The sequence below is a fragment of the Sanguibacter inulinus genome, assembly GCF_013415325.1.
In the GTDB taxonomy this organism is placed as follows: domain Bacteria; phylum Actinomycetota; class Actinomycetes; order Actinomycetales; family Cellulomonadaceae; genus Sanguibacter; species Sanguibacter inulinus.
On record NZ_JACBYE010000046.1, the window covers coordinates 1 to 18,155 of the forward strand.

Sequence of the window (18,155 nt, forward strand, 5' to 3'; positions counted from 1 at the left end):
GGGCGGGGGACCGGGTGCTCAGGCCTCGACGGCGTGCGCCGGGGAGATCTGGGAGGCCGTCCCGGCGTGGGAGACCTCGATCTTGCGCGGCTTGGCGTCTTCGCTCACCGGGATGGTCAGGGAGAGGACACCGTCGGCGTACGAGGCCGAGATCTTGTCGAGAGCGAGCCCTCGGCCGACGGTCAGCTGACGGGCGAAGGTCCCCGAGGGCCTCTCGCGCACGAGCCAGTCTGCCGACGACGAGCGGGCAGAGCGCTCGGCGCGCACCGTCAGGGTGCGGTCTTCGACCGACACGTCGATCGTGCCGGGGTCGACGCCGGGAAGGTCTACCGACATCACGTAGTGGTCGCCCTCGCGCAGCAGGTCCATCGGCATGCTGGTCGCGGTGCGGGCTGTCGGCAGGGCCGAGGTCAGGAGTCGTTCCATCTCCGTGAACGGGTCGATCCGTGCAGCCATCACGCATCACCTCCTCGTCACAGGTCCCGGATCTCGGGACCGGTCGTGGTCTCGGGCGCCTGCCGCCCGAGGTGGCTACAGACAGTTTTTTAGCACTCGAGATCGGCGAGTGCCAAGCCAGGATCCGTTCGCTGTGAGCGAACAACGGCGCGACGGCGGACCGTCTCGAGGTGGGTGCTGGCGGCACCCTCAGTGGGTGTCCACCTGCCGTCCATCTCCGTGCCACCCGGGGTTCCTCGGCTGCACCTACGGCCTGCACAGCCGGGTCATAGGTCTGCTGCCTAGACATGACCCATCACGCCAGCACCACCCTCTGAACCCTGGAGCCCTCATGCCGAACCTGTGGATCGTCGCGGTCGACCTCGTCGCCATCCTCGTCCTCACCTATGCCGTCTACTTCCGCCGTCACCGCCGCAGCGAGATGCTGCTCGCGTACATCGGGCTCAACGTCGGGGTCCTCGCCGTGACGAGCGTGCTCGCGACGTCGACGGTGGGTGCAGGTCTGGGGCTCGGGCTCTTCGGTGTGCTGTCGATCATCAGGCTGCGGTCCTCCGAGCTCGCCCAGGAAGAGGTCGCGTACTTCTTCGCCTCCCTCGCCCTGGGGCTCATCGCCGGGCTCCAGCCTGACCCGTGGTGGATCGCACCGCTGTTCAGCGCCGCGCTGATCGTCGTGATGCTCCTCGTCGACTCCAACCCGAAGACTGCCGGCTACAGGCGCCAGGTCGTCACCCTCGACACGGTCTACCCCGACGAGACCCAGCTGACCGCGCGACTCGAAGACCTCCTCGGCGGCACGGTGCGCCGCGTCGTCGTCCAGGAGACAGACCTGGTGCGAGACCTGCAGCGCGTCGACGTCCGCTACGTCGTCCGGCCCACGGTGACGACACGCTCCCCGCTGCTGGCCTCGACCCTGCCGGCCCGCAGCACCGCTGACGCCCCGTCCCTCGGCGCCGGGGCCTTCGCCTCCGACGTCCCCGAGTCGCTGCGCCCTGCGGCCCGCCGCGCGGGGCACACAGGCGGGGCCTCGTCCGACGCCCTGCTCGCGGCAGACCGCGCGACCGACGCGGCGGTGCGCTCGTGACGACGCCCGACGTCGTGCCTACGACGCCTACGGCACCCACGGCACCCTCGGCACCGTCGGCCGCCGACCTCAGGCTCACCGATCTCGTCTCGGGCTTCGGGGCCGTCGACCTCACCGAGGTCCAGGAGCTCGCCGACCTGCAGACCCGGGTCGACCGCAAGTACGTCGTCCCGACGAGCATGCTCGCCGACCTCCTCGCGGACCACCAGGGTCTGCGAGTCCTCGAGATCGACGGGCGGCGCAGGTTCGGCTACGAGTCGGTGTACTTCGACACCCCCGCCCTCCAGTCGTACCGCAGCGCTGCCCACGGACGCCGCCGCCGCTTCAAGGTGCGGACCCGGACCTACGCAGACTCGGGGGAGTGCGTCTTCGAGGTCAAGGTCAAGGGTGGACGCGGCGAGACCGTCAAAGAGCGGCTCGCCTATGACCGTGCCTCGGCCGCGTCGATCGACCCGCAGGCACGCGCCTTCGCAGCGACGGTGCTGCAGCAGGCGCTCCCCGACGCGCGACACGTCGTGGCAGCCCTCGCGCCGACGCTCGTCACCACCTACGACCGCACGACCTTCGTCGACCCTGTCGCCGGGACACGACTGACCTGCGACGCGGCGCTGCTGTGCACGCCTGCGCCGCAGGACCGGTCGGGCCTGGCGGCGGAGGGCGGGTACAGCACGGCGGGTCACGCAGGCCTGGGCGACCAGGTGGTGCTCGAGAGCAAGTCGCCCGGGACCGCCACGGCCGTCGACCGGTGGCTGTGGGCACGCGGTCACCGCCCGGTGAGCCTCAGCAAGTACTGCGTCGGCCTGGCTGCCCTCGACGCCGCGCTGCCCTCGAACCGGTGGAGCCGCACGCTGCGTCGGCACGTGGTCTGATGCACCGGCGACCGACCTGCTCCGCGCTCTTGGCTCAGGCGTTCTCCCGCACCACGTCAGACGGCGACTTGTCCGTCCGCCACCCGCGCCACACAGGGTGGCGCAGTCGTCCCTGGGCGGTCCAGCCGCTCACGGCGACCTCGCCGACCCTGTCCGCACGGACCCAGTGCGCGTCCCGTGCGTCGGCCGCGGGGACGTCGTCGACCGGTGGCGTGGCACGCGGGTGGCGGGCCAGCTCTTCGGCCAGCCGTCCGAGCGTCGCCTCGGTGAAGCCTGTGCCGACCCGGCCCGCGTACCGGAGCGTCCCGGAGTCGTCGGGCACGGCGACCAGCAGGGAGCCGAGGGTCTCGGCACGTGCGCCGTTTCCGGTGCGCCACCCGACGACGACCACCTCCTGCGTCTGCACGTGCTTGACCTTGACCCAGGTGTGGGCCGGTCGCCCCGGCCTGTACGTGCTCGACCTGCGCTTGGCGACGATCCCCTCGAGACCCAGCTCCTTGCTCGCCGCCAGCGCGGTCGCGGCGTCCGAGGTGAAAGCAGGCGGCACGTGCACGGGTCCAGACTCGGTGACGACCTCCTCGAGCGCTGCGCGTCGCCCGTCGTACCCGACCCGCGTCAGCCGGCGACCAGCACGCTCGACGAGGTCGAAGGCCATGTAGTCGACCCGCTGGGCCTTCTGCGCCGCGGCGACGTCCCGGCGGGCCGTGAGGTTCATGCGCGTCTGCAGCCGGCCGAAGTCAGGTCGGCCCCCGCGGTCCAGGGCGACGATCTCGCCGTCGAGCACCACGTCTTCCGTCACGCACGACGAGAGCACCTCGAGCTCGGGGTACGAGGCCGTGAGGTCGTTGCCGTTGCGGCTCGTCAGGCGCACCGACCCTGGGGACCCCTCACGGTCCGCGACCACTGTCGCGATCGCCCGGATCCCGTCCCACTTCATCTCGAAGGCCCAGTCGTCCTCGTCGAGGTCCTCGACCGACCCGGGGGTCGCGAGCATGGGCGTGATCGGCTTGGCAGAACCGCTGCTGCTGCCGCCACTGCCGCTCGCGCCGTCGCGCACCTCCGTCGCGGTGTCCTCGGCCGCCCCGTCGCCCGCGCCCTCTCCAGACCCGTCCGAGGAGCCACCCGTGCCCCCGCCCGCGCGACGCCGCCCGCCGTGCGAACCTGCACCCTCGTCGGCCATCTTGTGCACGAGCCACGAGTTGCCACCCCCGGTGTGCGCCGTGTGGATGAGCGCGAGGCGTCGCGACCCACGGTCGGTCCCGCCCGAGCCGTCGCTGTGCAGGGTGACGATGACCTCCTCGCCCTCGCGCCACTTGTGCAGGTCGTAGGTGCCGCGGTCCCAGATCGACACTGTGCCGGCGCCGTACTCGCCCTTCGGGATCGTGCCCTCGAAGCTGCCGTACTCGAGCGGGTGGTCTTCGGTCTGCACGCCGAGCCTGTTGTGGGTCGTGTCGACAGGCTCACCCTTGGGCAGCGCCCAGCTGACGAGCACACCGTCGTGCTCGAGCCTGAAGTCGTAGTGCAGCGCCCGCGCGTGGTGCTCCTGGATGACGAAGGTCGGCGCGGCAGCCTCCTCGCCGTCGGACGTCGCAGCAGGTCCCCCGGACGGAGCCTCGGGGACCGGCTCAGGTGTCTTCGACGCGTCGCGCTTCGACCTGTACACCTCGAGCCGGTCCGTCCGCTCGAAGCCGGCCATGCGCTCGGCCGTCGGCTCGAGCGCCGCGTGGCCTCCGGTGAGCAGCGGCGCGAGCAGGTCGCCGTCGCGCTCGAGCCTGGCGACCACCTCGTCGGCGAGGAGGTGCTCGAGGCCTCCTGCCTCGAGCTCGGCCCACGTGCGGGGCGCGGCGACGTAGGGCTTGTCCCGGCCACGCAGCGAGTACGGGCTGATCGTCGTCTTGTTGCGGTTGTTCTGCGACCAGTCGACGAGCACCTTGCCCTCGCGCAACGACTTCTTCATGTCCGAGACCACCATGTCGGGGTGGTCGGCCTGGAGCGCCCGGGCGAGCTCGTGCGCGACGGCGCTGACGGCGTCGGAGTCGTGGGCCCCGTCGAGCGCCGCGTAGAGGTGGATCCCCTTGGACCCGCTCGTCACGGGGAAGGGCTCGAGGTCCATCCCCGTGAGGATCTCCCGCGCCCACAGCGCGACCTGCACGCACTCGTCCAGGCCGGTCCCCGGGCCAGGGTCGAGGTCGAGGACCAGCCTGTCGGGCCTGTGCTCGACCCCGGTCCGGCCGAACCTCCACTGCGGCACGTGGATCTCGAGGGCGGCGACCTGACCCAGCCACGTGAGCGTCGCGAGGTCGTCGACGAGCGGATAGGTGTTGACGTGGTCGGAGTGCTGGATGTCGCGCCTGTGCACCCAGTCGGGAGCGGAGTCGTCGAGGTTCTTCTGGAAGAACACCGGCCCGCCCGTGCCGTGCACCCACCGCTTGCGGGTCGCCGGACGTCCCGTCGCGTGGGCGACGAAGGGCTGGGCGACCGCAGCCAGGTAGGCGAGCACGTCGGCCTTGGTGGTCCCCGTCTCCGGGTAGACCACCTTGGACAGGTTGGTCAGCGTGACCTTGTGCCCGTCGATGGTCACGGTCTCGCGCTGCGCGTCGCGCCGCGCGCCGCCGGTGCTGTCGTCGTCGGGCACAGGGGCCTCCGTCGGGTGTCGGGTACGTGGACCGTCTCACGGCAGCCGTGCCGCCCGGGTGGGTCCGCCGGCGTCGTGCGGCGGACCGTCGCTGACAGACCCATCATGGCCACGGGTGCGACCCTCGGCATCCGGGAGCATCATGGGGTGATGCGAGCGATCTGGAAGGGTGCCGTCACGTTCGGGCTCGTCAACGTGCCCGTCAAGCTGTACAGCGCGACCGAGGACCACGACGTCGGCCTGCACCAGGTGCACGACACCGACGGCGGCCGGATCCGCTACCAGCGCCGCTGCGAGGTGTGCGGCAAGGTCGTCGACTTCGGTCACATCGCCAAGGCCTACGACGACGGGGAGCGCACGGTCGTCCTGACCCCGGACGACCTCGACGCGCTGCCCGTCGAGCGCAGCCGCGAGATCGACGTGGTCGAGTTCGTGCCGCGCGACCAGATCGACCCGATCATGTACGAGCACGCCTACTACCTCGAGCCCGACTCCAAGTCGGTCAAGTCGTACAGGCTGCTCGTGCGGACCCTCGAGGAGAGCGACCGCGTCGCCGTCGTGTCCTTCTCCCTGCGCCAGCGCACCCGGCTCGCGGCGCTGCGCGTACGGGGCGACGTGCTGCTGCTCCAGGTCCTGCGCTGGGACGACGAGGTCCGCGAGCCGGAGTTCCCTTCTCTCGACGAGACGCCTCGCATCACCGCGAAAGAGCTCGAGATGGCCTCGGCGCTCGTCGCGAGCTTCGAGAGCGACTTCGAGCCCGAGAAGTTCACCGACGAGTACCAGGTGCAGCTGCGCACCCTGATCGACGCCAAGCTCGAGCACGGCGACGCCGTCGACACGGCCGCGACCTTCGGCGAAGAACCCGACGAGGAGAAAGAGGACGGGGCCGAGGTCATCGACCTCATGGAGGTCCTGCGCCGCAGCGTCGAGCGCTCGCGCGGGTCAGGGTCGGGCACGTCGAACGGCGGCAGCTCGGACGACGGTGCTGAGAAGAGCTCGACCTCCAGACGCAGCCCGGCCAAGAAGACGCCGGCGAAGACGAGCGCTGCGAAGACGAGCGCTGCGAAGAAGCCAGCAAGCTCCGGTGCCTCAGGCACCAAGGACTCCGGCTCGGCCTCGAAGGCCCCGGTGAAGAAGACCACCGCGCGTGCCACCGCGACGAAGGCGACGTCGGGCTCCGCGAAGAAGACCCCGGCGAAGAAGACGGGCTGAGAGGCCCGGCCTCGTCGGCGGTCTTCCCGGGGCAGGTCCGCAGGGAGAGCCGCACCGGGAAGGTGCCCCCCCCGGACCACGGCAGCGATCGTGCCGAGGGGCAGGGCCAGCCGCCCAGGAGCGCCTCGCTCAGACCGACGTGGTGCCGACGTCCCCGTCGTCGAGCTCGGGCGGGAGGTTCTCGTTCGGGCCGGCCTCGGGCGGCCGCGGCTCGTCCTGCGGGTAGGCCCGCACGGCGACGATCGCGATGTCGTCGTCCGCGCGACCTGGCACCAGCGTCGTGAGCACGTGGTCGCACAGCTCGTCGAGGTCGTCGTCCTGACGGTTCTCGAGCGTGCGGACCAGCGCCTCGACGCTCGCTGTCATCGTCCGGTTGCGGCGCTCGATCAGCCCGTCCGTGTAGAAGATCAACGTGTCGTTGTCAGCGAGAGCGATCGTGAAGTCGTGACGCTGGTGGTCCGGGATGATCCCGAGGATCAGGTCGTTCTGACGCCGCAGCACCTCGACCGACCCGTCGGCGCGCAGGATCACGGGCGGCGGGTGGCCGGCGTTCGACCAGCGGATGGTGCGGACCCGCGACCGCAGGTCGGCACGGTCCTGCTCGATCCGCGCGACGATCGCGCTCGCTGTCGCGGTCTGCCCGAGGTTGAGCCCGTGGATCGCGTTGTCGGATCGCATGAGCACCTGCGAGGGCACCTCGCCGCGGTCGTAGGCGATCGAGCGGATGATGCCGCGGATCTGCCCCATCGCGGCCGCCGCGTGGTGGTCGTGCCCGGTGACGTCGCCGATCACGAGGACCGTCGAACCGTCGTCGGTGAGGAAGGAGTCGTACCAGTCGCCACCGATCTCGAGGTCGTCGGAGGCCGGGTGGTAGCGGACCACGATGTGCAGGTGGTCAGGCTCCGGGGGAGAGGTCAGCAACGAGTGCTGGAGCGCGACAGAGGACTCGCGGGTGCGCTCTGCCTCGCGCGCGGCGAGCTCGGCGTAGGCGTTGAGCAGGTCGATCTCTCGGCGCAGGTCGGTCGCCGCGCCCAGAGCGGCGCTCACCGTGGACGCGACGAGCATGAGGAAGGCACGCTGGGCGGCGTCGTAGGGCCTGCGCACGCTCCCCTTGAGGACGAGGACGCCGTGCGCGGCCTGCTCGTCGGCGCGCGAGAGCGGGGCGACGAGCGTCGGGCTCAGCGAGACGGGCAGCCGGCTCGTCCACGCCCTGCGGACCACCTCTGCGTCGACCAGCTCGCTGTGCACGAGGTCTGTCGCCCCGGCGAGCACCAGGTCGCCGCCCTCGGCCAGGTGCAGCTCGGCCCGTGCGATGTCGTCGCTGTCGCGCAGCACGTCGAGCACAGCCGCCGACAGCCCCGTGATGCTGCTGCGGTGCTCGGTCATGGTGGCGTGCAGCTGGTCGATGGTCTTGAGACGGCGGCGGTCCACGACCGAGGCCGTGGTCTCGGAGGTGATGTTGAGGATCCCGAGGACGGCGCCGGTCTCGTCGGTGATCGGGCTGTAGGAGAAAGTGAAGTGGGTCTCCTCGTCGAATCCTGACCTGTTCATGACGAGCAGCTGGTCGACCTCGCCCACGGAGCGCCCGGTCTGCTCGACCTCCTCGAAGAGCCCGCCGACGTAGTCCCAGATCTCCGCCCAGACCTCTTTGGACGGACGGCCCATGGCGTTGAGGCGCTTGTCGGTCCCGAGCATGTCCCGGTAGCCGTCGTTGTAGATCATCGTGTACTCGGGGCCCCAGGCGATCATCACCGGGAAGGTCGTCGAGAAGCACAGCTGCACGGCCTGCCGCAGGGCAGGGTGCCAGGTCGAGGGACGACCCAGCGGCGTCTGGTCCCAGGCGAGCTCTTTGGCCGCCATGCCCATCACGCTGTTCTTCGTCGCCTCGGCGAACCACAGTGAATCCACGTCGACACAGTAGTGGAGCCGCCTGACACCAGCGACCACCTGGCCGGTGCCCAGCTGTGACCTGCGGCGTCGTCCCGGTACCGGGTCGTGTGCACCCGGAGTTGTCCACAGGCGCCGGGTCGCGAGAGGGGGAGGTCGCACCTACGGTCAGGTCGACTGTCCTTTCTCCATGTCCTCCGACGTACGGGAGCCCCCTGTGTCCACGACTGCCCGCGACGGTGCGCGCACCCTCCCGCTGCCGACCCCCCGAGGTCCGGTGAGCGAGGCGCTGCTCGCGCAGCTCGTCCTCGACCCTGTCGACGCCCCGCAGTCCGCCCGCGACACCTTCGACGAGGCCGTCCGGTCCGCACCGGCCGTCGTCGACCCTGACGTCCTCCTGACGCAGGACCACGATGTCCAGCTCGCGCTGTTCTGCCTCTACGAGCTCCACTACCGCGGCATCGAGGACGTCAGCGACGACTGGGAGTGGGACCCGTCCCTCCTGGCCGCCCGTGCGGTGATCGAGCGCGCCTTCGAGGCAGAGCTCCGCAGCCGTGTCGAGATGCCTGAGCTGCCCGCGCCGGACCGCGCCTCGGTCGCTGAGGCCCTCTTCGACCTCACCTCGCAGGACTCCGGCCCTGGGCTGTCGCACTTCGTCGCCAAGAAGGCGACCGAGGAGCAGCTCCGCGACCTCCTCGTGCACAGGTCCGTCTACCAGCTCAAGGAGGCCGACCCGCACACCTGGGCCATCCCGCGGCTCGGGGGAGCGCCGAAGGGTGCGCTCGTCGAGATCCAGACCGACGAGTACGGCGGCGGCGACCCCGCGCTCATGCACGCAGCACTCTTCGCCCAGACCATGCGTGGCATGGGCCTCGACGACTCCTACGGCGCGTACGTCGACCACGTCGACGCCGCGACCCTCGCCTCGGTCAACCTCATGTCCTTCTTCGGGCTGCACCGCCGGCTGCGCGGGGCCATCGTGGGGCACCTCGCGGCCTTCGAGATGACCTCGTCGATCCCCAACCGCCTCTACGGCAACGGCTTCAGGCGCACCGGGCACGACGCCGCGACGACGCGGTACTTCGACGAGCACGTCGAGGCTGACGCCGTCCACGAGCAGATCGCCGGGCGCGACCTGGCCGGGCGCCTCGCCGAGGACGACCCGTCACTGCTGCCCGACATCGTCTTCGGGGCCGCGGCCTGCCTCGCGGTCGACGGGTGGGCGGCTGCCGCGCTCCTCGCCTCGTGGGAACGCGGATCCCTCGCGCTGCGGTCCGTGGCATGACCTGGGCCGCGGGGTCGGGTGCAGCGCCGGATCTCCACGCAGGTCAGACGGGTGCGCCGCTGGCCGCCGTCGCGCCTCTCGAGGGCGACGTCACGGTGACCCTGTGCCCGGACGGGCCGCTGCTCCTGCGTGGACCGGCCACGCTCCTCGGCCCCGACGGTCAGCCGCTGCCGCGGTCGCGCAACGTCGTCGCGCTGTGCAGGTGCGGTGGCTCAGCCATCAAGCCCTTGTGCGACGGCACGCACAAGGTCAACGGCTTCAGGTCTGACGACGCCTGAGGGGCAGGTCGGACCAGGCGGCCGAAGTGTGCTGCGGGGCGCGACCGAGGCCACCAAGAGCTGAGCCCAGGGGCGGACCGTCGTCAGGACTGAGGGATCTCGGCCGAGGCGCCGGGCCGACCCTCGGGCGTGGCGTGGGCCGGGGAGAATCGCGCCCAGATGTGCTTGGTGGTCTCCGAGACGTACCAGCCGACGTCGAGCGCGAGCTGCTGGGCCAGCATGAGGCCGAAGCCACCCTCGCCGGGCTCCCGCTCCTCGGCGAGCGCAGGGACGCTCGACGTGTCGTGGTCGGCGACGTCGAGGAGGTGCTCGTCTCCGTTGACCATGAGGGTGACGATCGTCGGCGGCTTCCCGTGGCGCAGCGCGTTCGTCGCGAGCTCGCTCGTCACCAGGACCATCTTCTCGGGGATCTCGTCGAGCGACGAGCTGCCGAGGTACGGGGTGCCCGTGAGCTCGCGGAACAGCGAGCCGCGCAGCTTCGCAAGCCCGTCGACAGAGTCGAGGATCCAGTGGCGCACCTCGGTGAAGTCGGCTGGGGGCCGTGCTGACCTGATCTCGCTCACAAGGAAGGCCCTTCGTGGTCTCGGGCGGTCGACGCTCGGGGACGCCGTCGCCGCGCTGGTGTCTGCGGTGAACGGCCATCTTGCCACCGGTCCGCGCCGAGTGCGCGCTCAACGCGGGACGTGGCTCGACCGTCCTGGTCACGGTTCACCCGGCCCGCGGACGCCCCCGCTGAGACGACTCCCTGGGCGGCGCTGATGTGCACGGTCTCGTGTGGTCGAGGTAGCGAGGGTCTGAGATAGTTGTGTGCCGAGCACCGACGTGCTCGCAGCCGTACCTGGGGAGACTTCATGGACAACCGCAAGACCACGAGCGGGCGCTTCTCGCTCGACGACGCGTCACCGCACCTGTGGGTGCTCAGCGGCGAGGTCGACGTCGTGGTCAACGCGCGGTTCCGTGAGGTGTGGCCCGCGGACCGTCGCTCCCTCGAGCCTGTCGAGGTCCACATGGGGGACGTCACCTTCATCGACTCGAGCGGTCTGCGGATCCTGTACGAGGCGCTCAAGGTGACCCCGGAGGGCCAGCGCCCGGTCTTGGTGGACGTGCCTGAGCGCGCCCAGTGGATCATCGACGTGACAGGCCTCACCTCGCGCTTCGACTTCCGGACGACGACGTCGCCGTCTGACGACGACCTGCCCCTCGCGGACCTGGGCTAGCGCTCGGCACGCAGCCGCGACCCGTCACGCGGTCCGACGTCTCCTGCTGTCAGGCACAGTCCTCGTCGCGGCAGAGCAGCAGCAAGGTCGCGTCGTCGTTGGAGTCGGCCGCGTGGGACAGCTCCATGGCGCCGTCGACCCCCGCTCCGCCGGCCAGCGCGGACTGGAGCCTCTCGACGCCCACCACGATCGACTCCGTGCGTCGCTCGACGAGACCGTCGCTGAACAGCGCGATCCCGCCACCCTTGGGGACCGTGACGCGCCGCGTCGCGGGCTCGCTGTCGAGGATCCCGAGCGGCGGTGTGCCGAGCGGACGGTCCCACGTCGACGAGCTGTCCGGGGCGAGCAGGAGCGGCGGGAGGTGGCCCGCGCAGGAGTACTCGACCTCGCCCGTCGCGAGGTCGAGCACGGCGACCAGGACCGTGGCGTACTGGTCCGGGAGGGTCCAGCGCGCGACGCGGTCGAGCTCGGCGATCGACCGGGCAGGCGACTCTGAGCCGACGAGGATCGCGCGGAGCGCGTTGCGCAGCTGACCCATCGAGGCTGCGGCGGGCAGCCCGTGGCCAGCGACGTCGCCCACGACCGCAGCGAGCCGTCCGCTCGGGAGGACGAGAGCGTCGTACCAGTCACCGCCGACCCGTCCACCGTCGGCGGGCTCGTACCGCGCGGTCACCTGCCACCCTGTCGGCTGGGGGAGTGAGGTCGGCAGCATGGACCGCTGCATGGCCTGGGCCGAGCGCAGGTCGCGCTGCCCGCGCAGGTACAAGGCCTCCACGAGGTGGGCGCGCAACGAGGTGGCTGACACGACGACATCGTCCTGCCACGGGATGCTGTGGTCGCGGACGACCTCGCGCCACCGTTCGAAGGACTTGCGCGGGCTCAGGCGGACAGAGTTGTCCTCGAGGCGCTCGATGGTCTTGTTGTGCGGGTCGCCGCCCCAGTCGACGTCGCGGGTGGCCTCGTGCCGCAGCCACACGACGGCCTGACCGTCGGGGAGCGTGATCCCGAGGAGACCCGCGGCGTCGTCGGTCCCCGCGAGCTCGGGCACCGAGGCGACGATGCTGTCGGTCCGGACGAGGTCGTCGTCCTGCTCCAGGACCCACTCGGCGAGCTCACGGCTCTTCTGCGCGTCGGGGGTCTCACCCCGGGTCGAGATCTCGTCGTCGGCGAAGACGACCACGCCGTCGGCCTGCACGAGGTCGAGCAGCAGGTCGGAACCCGTGAGAGCCTGCCCGAGCGGGAGGTCTTCGTCGCGGCTGCGCGCGACGAGGTCGGCGAGCATCCCGGCGGCGCGCTGCGAGGCTGCCAGGCGGTCTTCCTCGACCTGTGCGACGAGCCGCAGGGAGAGCGTGGACCCGAGGAACTCTGCGGCGGCGCGCACGCCGAAGGGCGGCTCGTGCGGGCCGGAGTAGTGATGGCAGGCGATGAGGCCCCAGAGCTTGCCGTCGCGCAGCAGCGAGATCGACATCGAGGCCCGCACGCCCATGTTGCCGAGGTACTCGAGGTGGATCGGCGAGACGCTGCGCAGGGTCGCGTGGGTGAGGTCGAGGGGGGCGCCGGTGATCGGGTTGGCCGTGGGGACGATCTCAGACGGGACGTAGTCGACGTCCGAGATGAGCCGGATCCAGTTCTTCTCGTAGAGCGCACGGGCCTGGGCGGGGATGTCTGTCGCCGGGTAGTGCAGACCGAGGAAGGAGTTGAGACCTTCCCTGTGCACCTCCGCGACGACCTCGCCGTTGTAGTCCTCGTCGAAGGCGTAGATCATCACGCGGTCGAAGCCCGTGAGGTCCCGGACGTGACGGGCCGCGATGTCGAAGACCTCCGCGAGGCTCGAGACGCGGTTGAGGTCGTTCACGGCGTCGCGGACGGCCTGGTACGTGTTGGCGAAGGTGAAGGGGCGCAGGCCCTCGGCAGGCTCGAGCTCGATGACCAGGAGCGAGTCGTCGAGGTCGTCGGGCAGCGGGATCCTGTGCAGGATCGCGTCCATCTCACGGAGCTGGCCGTCGACCTCGACGGCCACGAGCAGCGGGTTGCGGTCGTGCAGGCGCGGACCTGCGGCCAGGTGACGGCGCACCACGCCCTCGAAGTACGTGCCGAGCCCCTCGCGCAGCGTCGAGCCGAGCAGTGTCTCGCTGGGGCGGCCGAGCAGCTCGGCGACGTTGACGGAGCACTGGACGACGGTGAGGTCGCTCGAGCGGACGACCAGCAGGCACCCGCGGGGCTGCACCCGGCCCGGGATGTGGATCGGCTCGCGCGCGCAGTTGTCGAGGTCGACAGGGGTGTCGGGGGTCAGCAGCGTCTGGCGCGGGGGGAGGGCCGTCACGAGCGAGGGGCGACGTCGGTGCCGGGGTGCATGGGAGAACGATACCCACCCGCGGGCACAGGGCGGCAGCGGTGCCGCCCTGTGCCCGCAGGCTCGGGGTCCGACACGACGTCCCGCGTGCCGCGACCACCCACGGCCGACTGCCGCTCGTGGTCACGGCCCGGAGGCGTCGCAGGACCGCGGCGGGCTACTGCTCCTCGTGCCCGAGGTCGAGACCCGGGACGAAGGCAGGTGCCTCGTCGAGACCGTCGAGGGTCAGCACCAGCACGGTGTTGCGCCCGGCCACGACGACAGGTGCCGGGACGTAGAGCGTCTGCTGCGGTCCCGCGCTCCAGTACCGCCCGAGGTTGAAGCCGTTGACCCAGACGACACCCTTGCCGAGCCGCGCGGCGTCGAGGAAGAGGTCGGCGGGCTCGTCGACCTCGAAGCTCCCCGCGACGAAGGACGGCCCGAGCACCGCGCCGCCCTTGACCACGGGTCCGCCGTGGGCGCGCACGTCCTCGGTGAGCGGCCCGACGTCGTCGAGGTCGAGGGGCAGGACCTCCCACCCCGTCACCTCGGTGCCGCCGACAGTCACCGGCCCGATGATCCCCTTGTGCTCGCCGAGGCGCGGTCCGTAGTTGACCCGGCCCTGGTCTTCGACGAGGAAGGTCAGCACACCCTCCGGGCCGCCGGGGAGCGAGAGCGTCCGCTCGTGGCGGGACCTGTCGAGCGTGCCGACGGCCGACCCGTCCAGCATGGCCTGGGCCCTGTCCCTCACCTCGCCGACCGACAGGACGCGCTGCTGCGCGGCGGCCAGCGTCGTGCGGTAGAGCGCGAAGCCCGTGTAGGCGTCGACCTCGTCGGTGCTCGGCACGTGCTCCGACGCCGTCCACGAGCCGAGGCCCTCGGCGGCGTCGAGGACCGAGAGCGAGAACTCCAGGTCGACCGCGGGGGTCGGCGCAGGGACCCGCTCCGGCAGAGCCTGGTCGGGGACCGGCGCGTAGCGGGCGATGACGTCGCGGAAGGCGAAGAACTTCGCCGTCGGGCTGCCGTCCTCGGCGAGCGGGGCGTCGTAGTCGTAGGACGTCGTGGTCGGCTGGTAGACGCCCTTGTCGTTGGCGCCGCTCGTGAAGCCGAAGTTCGTCCCGCCGTGGAACATGTAGATGTTGACCGACGCCCCCGCGGCGAGCAGCTCGTCGAGCTCGCGCGCGGCGTCCTCGGCCGAGGTCGTGTGGTGGTGCGCGCCCCAGTGGTCGAACCAGCCGTCCCAGAACTCTGCGCACATGAGCGGACCCGTCGGCTGGTGCTCGCGCAGGGTGGCGAGGCGCTCGGCGCTGCGCGAGCCGAAGGAGCCCGTGCTGTGCAGCGCGTCGACCGACCCGTCGGCGAGCATCGTCCCGCTCGGCTGGTCGATGCTCGTCAGCGGCACGGTGATGCCGTGCGACCGGGTCAGCGCGACCAGCTTGTCGAGGTACACGTGGTCGGAGCCGTAGGCGCCGTACTCGTTCTCGACCTGCACGAGGACCACCGGCCCGCCCCGGTCCACCTGGAAGGGTGCGACGAGGTCGAGGACGGTGCCGAGGTACTCCGAGACAGCCTCCATGTACAGCGGCTCGTCGCGGCGCACACCCACGGCAGGGTCACGGAACAGCCAGCCCGGCAGACCGCCGTTGTCCCACTCCGCGCAGATGTAGGGTCCGGGGCGCACGATCGCGTGCATGCCCTCGGCCTCGACCAGCCGCAAGAACCTCTCGAGGTCCAGACCGCCGTCGGTCCGGAACTCGCCGCGGCGGGGTGCGTGCGCGTTCCAGGGCACGTACGTCTCGATCGTGTTGAGCCCCATGAGCCGGGCCTTGTGGATGCGGTCGGCCCAGAGGTCAGGGTGCACACGGAAGTAGTGGAGCGCCCCGGAGAGGATCCGCAGAGGCTTCCCGTCGAGCAGGAAGTCGGTCTCGCCGATCACCATCCTGCTGTCCGGCACCTGCGTGCTCGCGCCGCTCATGCGAGCCGCGCCGGGAAGCCGCCCGAGGCGAGCGGGCCCCACGACGTGATGGTCACCCGGATCAGCGACTTGTCCTGCGCGCGCATCGCCTCGCGGTACTCGTCCCAGTCCGGGTGCTCCCCGGCGATCACCCGGAAGTACTCGACCAGCGGCTCGAGCGCCTCCGGCATGTCGAGCACCTCGGCGGTCCCGTCGACCTGGACGTAGGGACCGTCCCAGTCGTCGGACAGGATGCAGAGCATGACGCGCGGGTCACGGCGGGCGTTGGCCGCCTTCGCGCGCTCGGGGTACGTCGACACGACGACCCGGCCCTCGGCGTCGAGGCCGCAGGCGACGGGGGAGGTCTGCAGAGACCCGTCACGCTTGTAGGTCGTGAGGACCGCGCGGTGGCGCGGACGGACGAAGTCGAGCAGCTGCTCGCGGGTGGCACGCTCGGCGCGTGCGACAGTTCTGGCCATGCCCACGAGCCTGCCCGGTGCGCTGGGCTGCGGCAACCCGTTACCGCTGGCTGTGGACAAGTCCGAGCCCCGCGCGGGCCCCCGCCCGTCACGTTAGGATCGTCGGGTTCACCAGACCGGGGAGCAGCACGGACACGTCGGGAGAACGCTCGTGGCACAGCACACCAAGGTCGTCCTGACAGACGACGTCGACGGCGGACCGGCGACCGAGACCGTCCGCTTCGGGCTCGACGGCAGCGAGTACGAGATCGACCTTTCCGCCCAGAACGCCCGCGCGCTGCGCGACGCCCTCGCCCAGCACGTCGGCCACGGCCGCAAGGCCTCCTCGCTCGGCTCGACCCGCGGCTTCACGCGCGTGGTCACCGGCCACGACCCGGCTGCGCTGCGTGCCTGGGCCGACGCCCGCGGCATCGCGCTGCCCGCCCGGGGCAAGAAGATCCCCGACGACGTCGTCGCGCAGTACCGCGCTGCGGGGAACTGATGACCGCTCCGCGCGACACCGTCCGACGCAAGGTCTCCAGCTTCTCCGACAGGCTCCCGGTGCCCCCGCGCTGGGTCCGGTACACCCTCGTCAGCCTTCTCGCCGTGATCTCCTGCCTCTGGTTCGGGATCACCACGGCGTCGACCGAGGCGAGCCTCGGACCCCACAACGCCCGCTACGAGGTCACCACCTCCTCCCTCGTGACCGTCGACCTCGGTCCCCTCGGCACCGTCCAGCTCGAGTCGCCCTTGCCTCTCATGCTCGGCGTGCGCGTCACGATCGAGGAGATCCCCGCCGACCTCACGGCTGTCGACTCTGCGACGACGCTCAACGCGCTCGCGGGCGACGTCGACGGGTATCTCCAGTTCTTCTCAGGCCCTGACGCGACCATCTCCTACGTCACCCGCACGCTGCTGACCGACGCCGCCTGGCGGGCCGCCGGGGCGCTCGCGGCGATCCTCGTGGTGGGTTGCGCGGGGTATCTCGCGCTCGGTGCGACCCGGCGGCGCGAGCTCGGCGAGCCCCTCGCCCGCGCGTCGGTGGTCGTCGCCGGCGGTGTGGCTGTCGCCCTCGTCGCGACGACGCTCGTGGTCACCGACCGTGCGAGCACAGCGCTCGACAGGGTCGACGCCCAGGCGTCCCCGGTCTTCGACGGGACGGCTCTCGAGGGGGCGCGCATCACCGGGCGGCTCTCCGGGGTCATCGACACCTACGGCGGCCAGCTGGTCAACGTGTACAGGTCGAACGAGTCCTTCTACGAGACGGCCGACCGCAACCTCGAGACCGCGTGGGCGGACCGCCAGGCCCTCGACGAGCAGCGCACGTCCCTGCTCTGGGACAACGGTGTCTCGGGGCGCGCCGAGCTGCTCGCCGGTTCTGCGGGTGACAACGCGGGCGAGGCCGACGCCTCGGTGACACCTTCCGACGGCACGCCCTCCGACAGCACACCGTCCGACGGCGCGCCCGACGCCGCGTCGGCAGACGTCTCGAGCCCTGCCGAGGGGGACGGGACGGACGAACCCGGCGACGAGCCCACGCAGACCCCGTCGACGAGCGACCCTGACGACGTCGTGACGATGCTCATGGTCTCCGACCTGCACTGCAACACCGGGATGAGCCCGCTCATCACCACGGCTGCGACCCTGTCCGAGGCGTCGGTCATCATCAACGGCGGTGACTCGACCATCAACGGCACGGCGGTCGAGAGGTTCTGCGTCGACTCCTTCATCGGGGCCGCGCCCGACGGCGTCGACTGGGTCCAGGCCGACGGCAACCACGACAGCTCGATCACCTCCGACCAGGCGCGCTCGGCGGGGGCTACCGTGCTCGACGGCTCGGTCGTCGACATCGACGGCGTGAGGTTCCTCGGGGACTCCGACCCCAAGGAGACCCGCATCGGACAGGCGTCGACCTCGGTCGCCGGCGAGAGCTACGAGGAGGCCGGGAACCGTCTGCGCGACGTCGCCTGCTCCGAGGACGACCCGGCCGACATCTTGCTCATCCACACCCCGGGCGTAGGCGAACCTGTCATGGCCTCGGGATGCGTCCCGATCCAGCTGTCCGGGCACATCCACCACAGGTCCGGTCCGCTCCAGTTCGGCAAGGGCGTGCGGTACGTCAGCTCGACGACGGCTGGCGCGGCCTCCGGTCAGCCGACCATCGGTCCGCTCAACGGGACCGCGGAGATGACGGTCTTCCGCTTCGACCGTGAGCGTCGCGTCATGCTCGACTACCAGGTGATCGCCGTCCAGCCCGACCGCTCGGTCCAGGTCGGGGAGCGCATGACCTTCCCGCCGATCCCCGGCGGCGCCTCGGGCGGGTCGGGTGGCACCGCGGTCGACGGCTCGTCCGACGCGCCCACGGACGCTCCGACCGACGTCTCGACGCTCGCCCCGGGCGACACACCGACTGCCCCGGCTGCCGACCCTGGCACGGAGACCCCGGAGGAGGCCTCGGGGGAGGTCGACACGACGGGCTGACGAGGTCGTC

At 71.2% G+C, this 18,155-nt stretch carries 15 protein-coding genes; 8 read left to right on the forward strand and 7 right to left on the reverse strand.

Features of this window, described 5'->3' with window-relative positions:
- Positions 1-18 precede the first annotated feature (18 nt).
- The gene (locus HZZ10_RS15105) at positions 19-456 is read right to left on the reverse strand and encodes an Hsp20/alpha crystallin family protein (RefSeq protein ID WP_056131511.1); all 438 of its coding nucleotides are present in this window, start codon (positions 454-456) and stop codon (positions 19-21) included.
- Positions 457-787: 331 nt separating this feature from the next.
- Here HZZ10_RS15105 and HZZ10_RS15110 point away from each other — a divergent pair, with 331 nt between their 5' ends.
- Positions 788-1,537, forward strand: coding sequence for a DUF4956 domain-containing protein (locus HZZ10_RS15110; protein WP_179914128.1), 750 nt, complete (start codon positions 788-790; stop codon positions 1,535-1,537).
- On the forward strand, positions 1,534-2,406 hold the full coding sequence (locus HZZ10_RS15115) for a polyphosphate polymerase domain-containing protein (protein ID WP_308507592.1): 873 nt from the start codon (positions 1,534-1,536) through the stop codon (positions 2,404-2,406). The genes HZZ10_RS15110 and HZZ10_RS15115 overlap by 4 nt, the downstream gene beginning before the upstream one ends.
- 34 nt (positions 2,407-2,440) lie before the next feature.
- On the opposite strand, the gene HZZ10_RS15120 is transcribed toward HZZ10_RS15115, so the two are convergent.
- The gene (locus HZZ10_RS15120; protein ID WP_179914129.1) at positions 2,441-5,041 is read right to left on the reverse strand and encodes an ATP-dependent DNA ligase; all 2,601 of its coding nucleotides are present in this window, start codon (positions 5,039-5,041) and stop codon (positions 2,441-2,443) included.
- A gap of 150 nt (positions 5,042-5,191) precedes the next feature.
- On the opposite strand from HZZ10_RS15120, the gene ku reads away from it, so the two are divergent.
- Complete coding sequence (ku, locus tag HZZ10_RS15125) at positions 5,192-6,253, forward strand: non-homologous end joining protein Ku (protein ID WP_179914130.1); 1,062 nt, start codon at positions 5,192-5,194, stop codon at positions 6,251-6,253.
- 129 nt (positions 6,254-6,382) lie between these two features.
- Here the strand turns inward: ku and HZZ10_RS15130 are convergent, their stop codons facing one another.
- Positions 6,383-8,161, reverse strand: coding sequence for a PP2C family protein-serine/threonine phosphatase (locus HZZ10_RS15130; protein ID WP_179914131.1), 1,779 nt, complete (start codon positions 8,159-8,161; stop codon positions 6,383-6,385).
- A 169-nt stretch (positions 8,162-8,330) separates the two neighbouring features.
- Between HZZ10_RS15130 and HZZ10_RS15135 the strand changes: the two genes are divergently transcribed.
- Both HZZ10_RS15135 and HZZ10_RS15140 read left to right on the forward strand, forming a co-directional pair.
- Positions 8,331-9,425: an iron-containing redox enzyme family protein gene (locus tag HZZ10_RS15135; protein ID WP_179914132.1), complete on the forward strand. Its 1,095-nt coding sequence runs from the start codon at positions 8,331-8,333 to the stop codon at positions 9,423-9,425.
- A complete protein-coding gene (locus HZZ10_RS15140) occupies positions 9,422-9,703 on the forward strand; it encodes a CDGSH iron-sulfur domain-containing protein (protein WP_082543929.1) in 282 nt (93 codons plus the stop codon). The genes HZZ10_RS15135 and HZZ10_RS15140 overlap by 4 nt, the downstream gene beginning before the upstream one ends.
- An 83-nt stretch (positions 9,704-9,786) precedes the next feature.
- On the opposite strand, the gene HZZ10_RS15145 is transcribed toward HZZ10_RS15140, so the two are convergent.
- Positions 9,787-10,266 (reverse strand): ATP-binding protein, encoded by a 480-nt coding sequence (locus tag HZZ10_RS15145; RefSeq protein WP_056131524.1) that lies wholly within the window; start codon positions 10,264-10,266, stop codon positions 9,787-9,789.
- A 288-nt stretch (positions 10,267-10,554) separates the two neighbouring features.
- Here HZZ10_RS15145 and HZZ10_RS15150 point away from each other — a divergent pair, with 288 nt between their 5' ends.
- On the forward strand, positions 10,555-10,920 hold the full coding sequence (locus HZZ10_RS15150) for an STAS domain-containing protein (RefSeq protein ID WP_179914133.1): 366 nt from the start codon (positions 10,555-10,557) through the stop codon (positions 10,918-10,920).
- Positions 10,921-10,969: 49 nt separating this feature from the next.
- Here HZZ10_RS15150 and HZZ10_RS15155 read toward each other — a convergent pair whose 3' ends face one another.
- The 3 genes from HZZ10_RS15155 to HZZ10_RS15165 all read right to left on the reverse strand — a co-directional run bounded on the left by HZZ10_RS15155 (position 10,970) and on the right by HZZ10_RS15165 (position 15,685).
- On the reverse strand, positions 10,970-13,243 hold the full coding sequence (locus tag HZZ10_RS15155) for a SpoIIE family protein phosphatase (RefSeq protein ID WP_179914134.1): 2,274 nt from the start codon (positions 13,241-13,243) through the stop codon (positions 10,970-10,972).
- Positions 13,244-13,430: 187 nt separating this feature from the next.
- On the reverse strand, positions 13,431-15,227 hold the full coding sequence (locus HZZ10_RS15160; RefSeq protein ID WP_228087658.1) for a glycoside hydrolase family 35 protein: 1,797 nt from the start codon (positions 15,225-15,227) through the stop codon (positions 13,431-13,433).
- On the reverse strand, positions 15,224-15,685 hold the full coding sequence (locus tag HZZ10_RS15165; RefSeq protein ID WP_056131531.1) for a PPOX class F420-dependent oxidoreductase: 462 nt from the start codon (positions 15,683-15,685) through the stop codon (positions 15,224-15,226). Before HZZ10_RS15165 ends, HZZ10_RS15160 begins: the two co-directional genes overlap by 4 nt.
- A 151-nt stretch (positions 15,686-15,836) precedes the next feature.
- Between HZZ10_RS15165 and HZZ10_RS15170 the strand changes: the two genes are divergently transcribed.
- Entirely contained in the window at positions 15,837-16,166 is a 330-nt protein-coding gene (locus HZZ10_RS15170; RefSeq protein ID WP_056131534.1) for a histone-like nucleoid-structuring protein Lsr2, read from the forward strand.
- Positions 16,166-18,145 carry a metallophosphoesterase gene (locus HZZ10_RS15175; protein ID WP_179914135.1) on the forward strand — a complete coding sequence of 660 codons (1,980 nt, stop codon included), beginning with the start codon at positions 16,166-16,168 and terminating at the stop codon, positions 18,143-18,145. Before HZZ10_RS15170 ends, HZZ10_RS15175 begins: the two co-directional genes overlap by 1 nt.
- Positions 18,146-18,155 lie beyond the last annotated feature (10 nt).